Raw genomic sequence first — 13,230 nt, 5'->3', positions numbered from 1 at the left:
TTTTATTTTACATCAAATAAAAGTAAATCTCATAAAAACGGTTTCTAAAAATTGATTATTTTTAAAATAATGAATATAATTAAAAATGAGAGAAAAATATTTAGGAGGAAATTCCATGAGTTTAAAGAAATACTTACTCGCCGGCGGACTTTCGACTGCTTTAGTACTAGGTGCATGTAACAATGATAGTGCATCTGACGATGAATCTGCGGATGAGGGTACTGACGAAACGACTGAGGAAAACGGCAGCGAATCAAACGGAACTGTATCATATACTGGTGAATACGGCGACTACAATGTACTCAGCTACGACCAGGTCACTGTTGAACCAGATCCGGACGCTGAGCCTGCTGAAGGTGAAGAAGAACCTTCACCTACTGAAATTGTACTTGTTGAATTTGAATTCACTAATAACTCTGATGTAGCAACATCACCTGCTGAAGCTTTCGGTATGGACTTTGCGGTCAGACAGCTCGCTGACGGTAGTGAAACAACATTAGACAACTTAACAATGGATGTTCCTGAAGACAACGAACACAGTGATGCTATTACAGCATCCGGTGAATTAGTTGAACCTGGTGAAAGTGCAACGGCAGTCGTTGGATACGGTCCGGTGGATACAAGTTTAGAAACAGTACTTCAAAGCCGTGAAAACCCAATGGCGGAAGAAACTTCTGATCCAGTAGACGAAACAATTGAAATCCAGACTGAAGAATAATATGCTTAAAGCCAGGAGATACCTCTCTCTTGGTTTTTTGTTTAATACAACTACCTGGTATAATATGGTACCTTGAATGGAGGACACAATAATGTTGGATATTAAACTTTCTACAATAGAAGAATCCGGTGAAGAACTGGTCGTAAAACAACACACTTATGAAAATGATGAAGATGCAAAGGAACTGTACGACAAACTGACAGAAGAATACGCAGAACAGTCACTCCCCTTCTTTGGCAAGGGAGAACAGCTTTTAAAACTTGAAATTCTTGAAACAGACTCTGAGGACTTTATTACCGAATGCTATTTCGAGTATACCGAAGAATTAAAAGGCCACCTATATCAGCGTCTGTAGAAAAACACGGCAAATTGCCGTGTTTTTTTGTTTGATTATAATTTATTCTCAAATCTTACTTCTTCTTCAACTGTGTTTAATACCGGCAGAATAATCAATGTAATTATCCCCCCAAACTCACTGATTAATTTTTCCAATATCCCAATACATAACATAATACTGAAAGTATTATAAATTAAGAACATAATTCTTACCCGTCATGAATAATAATAATAATAACTCTGATTAAATTAACCTGACATAAAATAAACCCAAATTTTAGCAAATATGTTTTAAATGAGTTTTTAAAGGTAATACTTACATTAAATACTTATAGAAAGCAGGGTTACTATTAAAAAATTATTCGCAGGTTCTCTAATGAGCGTATTATTTTTAACAGCGTGCAGTGACGACAGTGATACAGAAAGCAATGACACTGAAACATCGTCAGAGGAAGAAGTTCAGGAAGAAAACAGTGAAGAAACAGCTGAAAATACAGAGCCTTCTGCTGAAGATGTTTTAGAGGAAGCTGCCGCATTTTATGACGGGCTTGATGGGCTTTATTTCGTGACAGAAAGTGAAATTGATATCGCTGCAGACGGCGAAGAAGAAAATATGCCTGAAGCAGAGCTGACTCAGTCAATCACTGAAAAACAGTGGCAGTTCATGGAAGAGGATGCCTACTACAACCGTCTCGAAGTTGAAATGATGATGGAAGGTGAAGAAGACGGTGAGGCGATAGACAATGCAATGCCCGTAAATTATCAGCTTACTGATTTAAACGATCCGGACTATACAATTTCTTATGATGAAGGTGATTCAGAAGCCATACGTCATGAGTCTGGAACAAATGCTGAGGAAATGGATGATTTAAGTACGGGAGCATATCCATATGAACAGCTTCTTGAAAATGCAGAACTCACTTATATCGGTGAAGAGGATATCAACGGCTTTCAAACCTACCATGTTGAAGCGGAACAGGACGGTGAAACCACCGGGTACTGGTTTGATCAGGAAACATTTTTTGAAGTGAAGCAGGAAAGCGGACAGAATGATGATGAAGCATCTGTCGGTGCTGCGGAAAGTGATATAGAAATCATCGAATATGAAGTAAATCCGGCATTTGATGAATCACTATTTACTGCGCCTGAAGATATAGACGTGGTTGATGGAGATCTGGAAGATACGATTGATTAATAAATGATACAGACTGTCTGCGGATTTCAGGCAGTCTTTTTAAGACAAGAATTTGGAGGTTTTAACAAATGAATTCCGGAAGATTAATGATATTATTCCTGCTCATTTTGATAGCGGCTGTGGTGGATACTGTAAATACAGCTCTCGGCAATCAGACATTTTTTGATAATTCCCTCTGGATGTTATATGGTTTAGCTTTTGTATTACTGGCGGTTATTATCATTAGTTTTGTCTTCAGAAACCAGTCTCAGAAAAAATATTTAAAGCATTTGGAAGATGACAGTGATATACCCGAACACTCCCTCGGAGACAATCAGTATTTTTATCAGTCACCTTTATATATGGTAGATAACCAGCCCATTAAAATTTATGGACAAACGCGTATGAAATATATGCTTTACTTTAATAATTCTTTACAAAAATGGCTGAGTATACTGGGGATTTTCCCGGTGTATGGACTGGTACTTGAATCATCTGATTATAAAATTCAGTTATCACCTGTGAACCCCCTTCTTCCAAGGTATAGATATAATGTTTATATCAATGATGAAAAGAGCGGTTATTTCGAATCGAAAAAAGTCATTAAAGATAAGGCAGCTAAAAAACTTCTGTCTTACCGGTTCACAGATGATAAAAAAGAATATGATTTTAATAATGATTATCTGAGCTTCGATGCAGTCATCAGTCCCCATGACTCAGAAGAAAATATTTTAAAAGCTGATCGCAGTTTCTTTGACTTATCCAGAGAAAAAGGCACAAAAAGGCGTGGAGAAAAACATAATATAGAAATTGAAAATCATACAGATGATTTTCCCCACGCACTTTGGATTGCCTTGTATGCCCAAGTCATGATTAATAAGAATCGATAATGTAATATCCCCTTAATTCTCATAGAATTTGTAACTATAGTCGGCCTAATAACTATAACAGTTACTATTATATTGTATACTGCACCATGATTCTTTAACTATAAGTTATGAACAAAAAAATTTTAAAAGAGAGGGATAAAATGAAGAGAATTTTAAGTACTTTGTTTTCTGTTGTCTTTTCCTTGATTATTCTATTTTTAATGGACTTACTAAATTTTAATACACGACCCCTTAATAATTTTTTTGGTACTTTAGATAATCTTGGAATAACTTTCATAAATATTTATAATAATGATATTTATAATATTTTTGCGAGTTTAATTTTAATCTTATCAGCTTTATATGTATTGTATGCTTTATTTTCAAGCTTAATAAATATTAACAATAATGCTAAGTAGACTATTACATTACCAAATAATCAAAGAAGTGAAATTAGAATATAACTCCTCATTCCCCCTTAAATATAATTAAGGGGGAAATTTTATTGGCTTTCCTGAACACAAGTTTTTACTGAATAACGCCTGTGCTTCATATCATTCACCACTCAAGCATGACTTTGAAATCCATCCTGTATCTCCATTCATTTTCTTTATCAGGACATATCCTTCACATGATGCATTAATCACCTTTACTCTCTCACCCTTTTGCACTGAAAGAAACGTAGTACTTACATCGCTCGAATATGTCATATTATTATTCGTTGTCAGATACTCATTTTTCACCCACTGTCTGATGCCCGATACAGCATTTTCACAAAGTGTGAAGTACTGTTCAGGTTGTATTATTCTTAACTCATAATTGGGATAAGTGACGGTACCGACACCCGCTGTTGTATTTTGAAAATCTGTTTGAACTGTTTTTTCAATCGTTAATTCATCCACATATGTATCCGAGTACATCCCGTCTTTAATAATCAAAGCATTAAGCTGCCCGTCTATTTTAATCTGGTTTCCGCCGTCCAGTGAGATTACTTTCTTCTCCAAATCAATTAAAGGGTTGTTTGAACTGACAAGATTTGTCTGATAATTAACCACCGGCCAGTGACCGACTATAACCATTTTTTCCGCTTGATGTCCATTTTCATAAAATGCTTTTGCCGATAGTGCTGTAAGTTCATCTGTCTCCCGCCACACTTTTGTTCCATTAATACCGGCATGGATAATAATATGATCGTCTGTTTCATAAGCCTCAGGCAGAGAATCAAGCCAGTCAAACATATCTTGATAATGATTTCGATAAAATTCAGCGATACTTTCTATCTCAGAGAAATCATCCATCGACTTCCCCTCATTAACAATCATTTCATTTAGTAAAGAATACTGCTGCTGTCGCATATATGAAAGAATCCTCTCATTACCGTCCAGCACATATTTAAATATAATGTCACAGTTCCCTTTTGATACAAAGACCCGATTAGATTTTTCATCCAGATTTTTTATAAATTCAATCACTTCAAGACTATTTTTCCCTTTCTCAGCAAGGTCCCCATTGATAAACAAATAATCATTATCTGTATAATCAATCTTCTCTAAGAGCCTCTGAAACAGTTTTAAACTGCCGTGTATATCGGAAATTACTATCATACGCTTCTCCGAATCTACCTCTACCTTTTCGATGTTAATCAACTGTGCATCTCCTTTTTCGGTAATAAAATTAGTATTAAAATAATGAATAACTATTCTGAAAATAAAAAACTGAATTGTTGCACTTCCGGTAGTGATTCAGATAATACATACTCTTTCAATTGATTAATCTTATTTCTAAGTTGAGGTTCAAGACAATAAATTTCACCTGCTAAATTTGAAATATGAGATAACAATTGCATCTTCTCATTCATACTTAATAAAGTTCTAGAAAAGTCATTAGAATAATAATTGAATAGAGAGTTCAATTTATCTATAATTAATTCTAATTCTTGTTCAGAAAAAAAATTAGGCTGATCATTTAATAAAGTAATTAGAAGTTTTAATATGTGATTTTGGGATAATTCGTTCCCAAATTTCAGGACATTTAGAATCTCTTTTTTCAACTCTCTTAAATCAGTATTCAACTCTAATTTTCCTAAAAAAATTAAATAAAAAACATCATGCATAGCTGCTATCGATGATTCTATGGTAAAGCCATCGTTACTCGTCAATCCATTATAAACTGTTTGAAGGTTGTTCTCAGGAATAACACGTAATCTACAAAGAACAGGTATTAACATTAATGCAAATTTTTCTTTATGAGTGTTTAAGCTTTCATAAATAGTTAATAATTTTTTTGTAATATCTTTGTTTAAATTTTCTAATGGCATGTTTGATAATAAAGATATCCTTAAAAAATTAATCATTTGAAGTAAATCATTATCACTATCGATGAGGTCTTCTTCATTATTTGTTAATAGCCATTTTTGTTGAGTATCCCACCAAGCAAAAAAAAGCTCTATAACATCATTAAAGACATTGTTATTAAAATCAATGAAATGTTTATCTGAAAATCTTAATTTTGGAAAAATATTCTTTAAGTCTTTCAAACGATCGGCTAAACCACCTCCAAATGAAGTCGCTCCAGAATTAGGGTCATATGATACAGGGAATGGTTTAGATAAAAGGGTTTCTAAATAAGTATTTTGAAGATTTTTATCTCCAATTATAACTAATAAATAAGAATACAAAAGGAAATGACTTCTAAATTCTTTCTCTATAAGTATTTTTTTAAGCTTTTTTTTAAATTCATTTTGGTATTCAGAGTTTAAATTACCAGTTTCAAACAAAACATTCAATCTTTGAAGCGCTAAATCACAACACCACCTATCTCCATTTTCAAGAATTAATAATAATTCATCTATCCTTTCGTTAGCGATATCGAGATTTATTTTCATGCCTACATTGAGAACTATAGTTGGATCAAAAATATTAAATTTATCTACTCTAACCCCTGCAATGTTTCCAGAAGCTTCTCCCAAAATAGGCAGATCATATATTTTTACTATAAAGATTTCTTTTTCATTTTTATTTTTACTATAAACAATCCTATTAAAGAGTTTTTCGAGTATTTTTACAGATCCAATTTGAAAAGTTTTGTAAAACTCTGTATTCGTAAATAAAGTAAATACAATTTTATCAACTTTTTTCTTTTCATTTTCATTAAGTACAAAATATATTCTAGACAATAGCTCTAATACAATTTTATTTTTATAATTATTATCAAATTCATTAAATAGAATAGTTGCCAATAATCTAACTTCTTTTTTTTTCAATTTCCTTATATTATTACGAGAAAAAAATTGGTTTATATTATTATAGTCTCCAATTCTTAAGTAGAGAGACCATGTAAAAAAAGGATAATAAGACTCTTGATTTATTAGGGATAAATTAATTGTTTCTCTTTGTAATTCACTATTTAATAAAGTTAAACCAAACTCATCATAGAGTTTTATAGTTCTATACGATGTAATAAAATTAGGATCATTTGTATTCCTAAATCTATAACTTTTTAAGATAGAATTAGGATCATATCCTTCTTCTAATATCATTGATTTTTCTACTGCAGATTTAGATTTTTTAACACTATAGTATAAAGACTCTAGTTCTTTTAACGGGTTACTTAATTCACTCTCTAAATATTCCAATCTATGTTTAAAATTTTGAAATTTTTCTTCCCCATATAATAATAATAAAGTAAGTGTTATCCCCTCTAGCGACAGTAATTTATGGTTACTATTCCGAGCAATGATGTTTCTAATAGTTTCTAAGTTTTCACCTAATAATTTTTTGGATAGATTAGCTTCTCCAATTTTAAAGTGAATAACTGCTTTTTTTATTATCCATTCAATATCATTTCTTTCTAAATACCAATTCTCTAATAAAGATTTTACGTTATCATATTCATGTTTTAACATTTCAAATTGTATTAGTTCATAAGTAAGTTGATGAGAAAACTCTTTACTTAGAGACTGTTTTTTTAAGATTGAGACATATTCTTTAAATAATCTTACATCACAATTCATCCTAGCTTCTGTTAGTAATTTTAATACTGTAGCATTTAAGGAAATATTATTATCTTGTTGCTTATCTACTAGGTTCTCCATTATTTTTTGAAGTCTAATATCAATTGGAATACTGAAGATACTGTTAACCCAATTAATTTCATAAACAATATTTATTTTCTCATATATTGAAATCTCGTCTTTCACGATATCTTTAGTTAAACTACCTACAGCCATTTGGACAGTTTCTATATTATTCCTTCGAATTGTTTCAGGTAGGACTATCCATCCAGGATAACTATTATGGTTCTCTATAAAAATATCTAAAAGTGAAATGTTTTTATTTGAAGAAGTATAGGGAAGGTATGGCCAGTCCTTTTCTTCTTTCCTGTCTCTATACGAAAAGAACTCAAATATATCCTTAAACATGGTCTCATAAATTTCACTTTGATTTCCGTAAACTTCTTTAAAATCAATTACTGTAATTCCGTTATTTTCGAGTTCTTTTCTTCTGGGGCCTTCATCATATGCCAACATATATATTCTAGGCATATGATCACCTAGATTACTTCTAACCCATTTTATCCATTGTTCAAAATTCGGGTCTTCACCGGAAAAACCAAGTAGAATAAATGTATTCTCCATGATTGACTGTTGCACCATATTAACAAAAGGTGCAAAATTTTTATTGTACTCATCGAAGTCTTTTTTAGTGAAAATGAAGGGCCTGATAGAGGGGAAACTACCATGTAATTTCACTATTCTTGGAGAAGTAGAGCTTGGAATATCTTTAACATCTTGAACAACAGAGTATCTCTGATCTACAATGTCAGGTAAAGTTCTTTCTAAAAGAGTGTCATAATTTGTAGTATATACCTCAGACCAAGGGAGCTTTAATAATTTTTTGTGAATATCATGCGGCTCATAGTGTTCATCAGGAATACATTTTTTTAATAAATCGTCTAAATTTGCCCTCCCATACTCATTAACGTATTCTTCTGCAATTTCCAATACATTTAAATTTTTTGATACTTTATTTACATCAAGTTCTTGCTCTATACGTTCTTTAATTCCTGACCATGTTGACATACTATCTAAAGACTCATCTAATTTCCTTGCATTTAAACTAAACCCTGCTCCAACCATAATAGAAACTTTGCTACTCCCAATCTTCGGCCATAGATTATCTCTAATTTTCTTTAAGTGATTATAAGTAGTTAGTTTATTTTTAAATTTAACTTTGATGTCGTCCATATCAAACCATCCTTTCATAATTACTATTGTAAAAAGAACATGAAATTTATTAGGTTTCTTTTTTCAATCCCACAATGAATACATTTCCAATTTTGTAATCCTTATTTCTTATAAAATACTATAACTATATTTTAAAATTATAACCAGTTTAATACTAAAATCTAATTTCTAACTTTGTATATTTTAAATAATGAGAAGGAAAATTAAAAAGTCTTTAGAATTGAAATAATTCTCAGTTTCACCCACTCGACACTCAAATGTAAAACAATCTTGAATCACTATCTTCTATCGGCAGAACACTATATTTGATATATTATACTTTTGAATATATACTTAGTTACATAAAGTAACTTATATAAGGAGAAAATAATATGAACTTTCATCAACCGCCTGCGGCACATGTTGAACACGTCAGTATTAACGTCAGTGATTTAAATGCTTCGGCCTTGTTTTATACAACAATAGTGGGATTAAAAATACTCTATCAGGATCATCACCACATCGATTTAACTACAGACGGCGTATCCCCTGTTCTTTCTTTGTATCAACCGGAAAATCCGGTTCGTAAGGGCAGAACAACAGGACTTTATCATTTCGCAATTTTATTACCCGACAGGCAGTCGCTGGCTGCATTTTTGATGCACATCAGCAGGCAGAATGTTGATTTAGGTGCGGGTGATCACCATGTCAGTGAGGCACTCTACTTTAACGACCCGGATGGTAATGGTATCGAAGTGTATCGTGACCGTGATGCCGGCCAATGGATCTGGCACGAAGATTCTGTTCATATGGTCACTGATCCGCTGAATGTTGAAGGGATTATGGAAAGTTATGACCCCCATCAGCCGTGGAACGGCATGCCTGAAGATACTGTTATAGGCCATCTGCACCTGCATGTTTCAGATTTAAATGCTGCACTGCCGTTTTACACAGAGGGGCTCGGATTAAAGACAGTCGCTGCTCTCGGAAAACAGGCTGCCTTCCTGTCTTTTGAAAATTACCATCATCATATTGCCATAAATACATGGAATGGTAAAAATGCGCCGTCTCCGCCTGACAACAGTGTCGGTCTTAAAGAATATATATTAAGATATCCGTCTGAAGAGACACTGTCTGATGCTGTTAAAAGACTTCAGGCGCTAGGTTTTGAAGTGTGTGCATCGGAACATGGATTTTACAGTCAGGATCCCTCAGGTAATAAAGTACTCATGGCATTTTAAAATTTGGATGGTTTTTGTTGGCTGTATGACCCTTTAAATTAAACATGAAAAGCCGGGCGACTGGAATTGTCGTCCGGCTTTTAAATGCTTACACGATATTTTTAAACGGTTCTTCGCTGGTCCGGCACGTATTATCTCGCACCGCCACCACCACCGCCGCCTGCTCCGGCACCGCCTCCAGCACCTGTCGCGCCGCCGCTTCCGGAAGCAGCAGATGAATTAAATCCACCCTGTCCGAGCCCTTTCGACCATGACTGTGATGCAAGGTGCGGTCCGTAGTAGTAATTCACATATGATGGATAATAATCGCCGCTGTCTTTTGGTGTCACTTTCGACAGATGTTTTTGAACATCCTCACCTTCACCGACAAGGAGACTCCAGATCATATGCTGTCTGTAATCCTCATTTTCATAAACACGGCTGTAATCTGCTTTCAGATAATTCTTGTACTGTGCGAGTGCGTCAAGCAGTGCAGTTCCCTTTTCCGACGGTATGATAATTGTTGTTTTAAAGCCGACGATTCTCTGCTTATCAAATTTAAAATAGCCGTCTGCCTCAAGCACTTTCATGGAATACTCTACAATTTTATCCGCAACTGTACTTACTGATTTCGCATTTTTCTTCGACCATTTTTTGAAGCGGTCACCATCGATACGGCCGTCACTGTCCGCCGCATCCACCAACATCTTAAAGAGCAGTGGCTCATAGCTGCCGTCAATCCCATTATCTTTCAGTTCACTGCTGACTTCTTTAAAAGAAGTCGAATGATTTTTAACCAAATCCTGATAATCATGAATGGTAATTTCAGTCTCAGCCTTATCTATTTTCTGCCCTTCTTTACGATTGATTTCAATCGTAATATCACCATCATTTGTCCATTTCATCATATATGCCTGAAATATCTCTTCGAAATGTCCCATGTTCAAGTGTTTCAGTACAAAGGCAATAGAGGCGTAATCATTAACTGCAGGCGGTGTATCTCGCTCTTTTTCTTTATTTCGTTTAGTGACGGCAGAAGCGGATTCAATGTGTCCTGCTTTCGAACGTCTCGAATTGAATCGTATAAAGAACATCACGATACCGCCGATGATTGCGACATTACCGCCGATAATCGCAGCAATTGACCAGCCGCTGAGACTACCGTCATCATAAATCGAACCGTCCATGGCTTCCTCTGCTTCATCTTCAAGCGTCCCTTCCCCTGTTACACTTGTATTATATGTGCCCTCTGGAAAATGCATTAACAGTACCGCATCGTTACCATCCGACAACGCTTCTTCAGATGTCCAGGTGACACCGTAATCCGTCCGATTTATATCACCTGAAAAACCAAATCCCCAAAACTGTAAATCTTCATCAAACGGCACTGTGGATGTCACAAACATTGTAAATTCATCTACCGGCAGACCGGTGAATGTATCAAAATTCCAGTACAGTGACTGACCGCCATCTAAATTGCGTACTGCATTTTCAAGCGTATAGTAAACCACATATGTCTGTTCACCATATTCCCCGATACCCCAGACAAGTTCAATTCCGTCATCAGTCTCAACGGTACCGTACTGACCTGCTTTCTCTTCAATATCTGCATCTAAATCCCAGTTTTCCTGTTCTGTAAATCCTTCCACAGAGAAATCAGTGACATTAACGTCTCCCATATCTTCATCATTAAAGACAATATAATTCTCTGTTCCTTCCGACATATCCGCTTCACGCGTCTCAGTTACAGATACAGAGCCATCCTCATTAATTTCTATATCCATATACAGACTGTTGATTTCATTCGCAAAAGCAGTCGGACTCAGTGTCAGGAACATTCCCAAAATGAGGAACCCCATCATCAGATGTTTCATAACCCATCTCCCTCTCAATTTAATCAAATGTTATTATTAATCTTACCATTATTACTCCATTTTTACAGAGACAAGTACACCACTCTAAATATCAAAGACACGTGATTAACTAATGAGGAATCCAGAGATCTAAGAATCGTAGTAAATTAATGTTTGACTTAAATATCCGTCTGTGAAGATCTATATAGATATTACTAATTACAGATAATAAAGAAATAGAAGATTCTATTAACACTACTGAATGGTAAAATTTAATATTGTAGGTAAATTTATAAATATAAGTTATAATTACTATAGATATGAAGTTTTTGTTTATAAAAAACTTGGGGTGGTGGAAAAATAATGTCAAAAATCTCAGTCATTATTTTATTAAACTGTATTTGGATGTTTTTTATTTATGGAATTTATTTAACTATAGAATTGATTTGGTTTCCATATTGGTTAATAATTTTTCCAATCGTAATACTTTTTCTTTTTATTTACAGCCTTTCTAAAAAAAATAACACTGATGATAAATAAGGAGGTGCACCCCTGAAGTTGAACTCCAAAATTCAACTCCAGGGGTGCACCTCAATATCATCCGATTTTTTATTTAACATCGTCTTATCTGACATTTACATTTGGCCGCCGATTTAAAACAACATGAATTAAATATATGATTAGAAAAATAATATAAATCACTGTCGCAACCAGATATATTGCCTGATAAGACAATGCATCTGCGATGATCCCGAGAATTAATGAACCCCCTCCGATACCAATATCAAAAAAGTTAAAGAAGGATGCCATCGCATCTTCATGTTCATTTTGTTCCACCAAATTCATACACCACGTTTGGATCGCAGGCAGCAGCGCCCCGAAACCAAAGCCATAAAATACCGCAGCAGTGAAAAACATGCCTGTGCTGTCCGCAAAATATAGAAGTCCGAGCCCGATTACGGAACTCAGGGCACCCGGGATTAAGATTACTGACGGACCATACAAGTCAAATAATCTCCCCGACACCAAACGAACCAAAAAACTTGCGGCTGCGATTAGGAAGAAAAATAAACCGACATGCGAAAATTCTTTTTCCAGAGCATATAGAGAAAAGAATGACATAATTCCTCCTGCCGCAATACCGACTAACAAAATCAGAAATGCAGGAAAGAGCACTTTTTTCTCCAGAATTTTCGTCTTTACATTTTCTCTTCTATCCAATTCCCTGCCGTCAGGTGCACGCTTCACAAACACTGCCATTATCAATGCCAAAAAGAGTACAGATAATCCACCGAGAAATAATCTCTGAAAATCATACAATTCCAACGTCAAAATACCAATCATTGGACCGACTGATATAGCAATCGTTTCACCGAGACCGAAGTATCCAATCCCTTCTCCACGCCGGTGTGCAGGAATAATTTCCGCAGCAAGTGTTGCGAAGTAAGTCGTTGCGAGCCCGAATCCCGCACCATGGAACAGACGGATAATCAACAGTGTTGTGATGTCATTCGAAAGATAATATGCACCGGTAGCCAGTGCATTGATTAAAATCCCCAGGATTAAAAGATATTTCTTGTCTATCTTACTTGCAAGAATTCCGGCAAATGGACGTGTTAAAATTGCCGACAGCATAAATATGCCGGTCACAATTCCGACCTGGCTTGCTCCGCCACCCATTGCAGTAATAAACAACGGCAGTGTCGGCAGAAGCATTTCAAAAATCATAAACAGTAAACCATTTGAAGTCACTATAAATTTAAATGACAGCGACCATATTTTATTATTTGTATCACTCATGCTGCGCTCTCCTTTTTATCACATGAGCATCACTCT

At 34.8% G+C, this 13,230-nt stretch carries 9 protein-coding genes; 5 read left to right on the top strand and 4 right to left on the bottom strand.

The genetic code is table 11. The annotated features are described in order from the left end of the window. Positions 1–115: 115 nt before the first annotated feature. The 4 genes from ACFSX4_RS00505 (at position 116) to ACFSX4_RS00490 (ending at position 3,118) form a co-directional block, all read left to right on the top strand. Positions 116–718 carry a DUF5067 domain-containing protein gene (locus ACFSX4_RS00505; protein WP_377770464.1) on the top strand — a complete coding sequence of 201 codons (603 nt, stop codon included), beginning with the start codon at positions 116–118 and terminating at the stop codon, positions 716–718. A 91-nt stretch (positions 719–809) separates the two neighbouring features. Then, the gene (locus ACFSX4_RS00500; RefSeq protein ID WP_377770462.1) at positions 810–1,073 is read left to right on the top strand and encodes a hypothetical protein; all 264 of its coding nucleotides are present in this window, start codon (positions 810–812) and stop codon (positions 1,071–1,073) included. Between the two features lie 357 nt (positions 1,074–1,430). Then, positions 1,431–2,249: a LolA family protein gene (locus ACFSX4_RS00495; RefSeq protein WP_377770460.1), complete on the top strand. Its 819-nt coding sequence runs from the start codon at positions 1,431–1,433 to the stop codon at positions 2,247–2,249. Between the two features lie 68 nt (positions 2,250–2,317). Beyond that, positions 2,318–3,118: a hypothetical protein gene (locus tag ACFSX4_RS00490; RefSeq protein ID WP_377770458.1), complete on the top strand. Its 801-nt coding sequence runs from the start codon at positions 2,318–2,320 to the stop codon at positions 3,116–3,118. A 533-nt stretch (positions 3,119–3,651) separates the two neighbouring features. On the opposite strand, the gene ACFSX4_RS00485 is transcribed toward ACFSX4_RS00490, so the two are convergent. Further along, positions 3,652–4,743, bottom strand: a complete 1,092-nt coding sequence (locus ACFSX4_RS00485; RefSeq protein ID WP_377770456.1) for a metallophosphoesterase — start codon at positions 4,741–4,743, stop codon at positions 3,652–3,654. 50 nt (positions 4,744–4,793) lie between these two features. After that, entirely contained in the window at positions 4,794–8,342 is a 3,549-nt protein-coding gene (locus tag ACFSX4_RS00480) for an SIR2 family NAD-dependent protein deacylase (RefSeq protein WP_377770454.1), read from the bottom strand. A 371-nt stretch (positions 8,343–8,713) separates the two neighbouring features. On the opposite strand from ACFSX4_RS00480, the gene ACFSX4_RS00475 reads away from it, so the two are divergent. Continuing rightward, complete coding sequence (locus ACFSX4_RS00475; protein WP_377770452.1) at positions 8,714–9,562, top strand: VOC family protein; 849 nt, start codon at positions 8,714–8,716, stop codon at positions 9,560–9,562. Positions 9,563–9,693: 131 nt separating this feature from the next. Here ACFSX4_RS00475 and ACFSX4_RS00470 read toward each other — a convergent pair whose 3' ends face one another. Together ACFSX4_RS00470 and ACFSX4_RS00465 are read right to left on the bottom strand one after the other, a co-directional pair. Then, complete coding sequence (locus ACFSX4_RS00470) at positions 9,694–11,415, bottom strand: DUF2207 domain-containing protein (protein WP_377770450.1); 1,722 nt, start codon at positions 11,413–11,415, stop codon at positions 9,694–9,696. Positions 11,416–12,018: 603 nt separating this feature from the next. Continuing rightward, complete coding sequence (locus ACFSX4_RS00465) at positions 12,019–13,194, bottom strand: MFS transporter (RefSeq protein ID WP_377770448.1); 1,176 nt, start codon at positions 13,192–13,194, stop codon at positions 12,019–12,021. Positions 13,195–13,230 lie beyond the last annotated feature (36 nt).

Source organism: Corticicoccus populi, from assembly GCF_042686195.1.
Taxonomy (GTDB): Bacteria; Bacillota; Bacilli; order Staphylococcales; family Salinicoccaceae; genus Corticicoccus; species Corticicoccus populi.
Note: the sequence above shows the minus strand (reverse complement) of the source record. Positions and strands in the feature narration are given on the sequence as shown.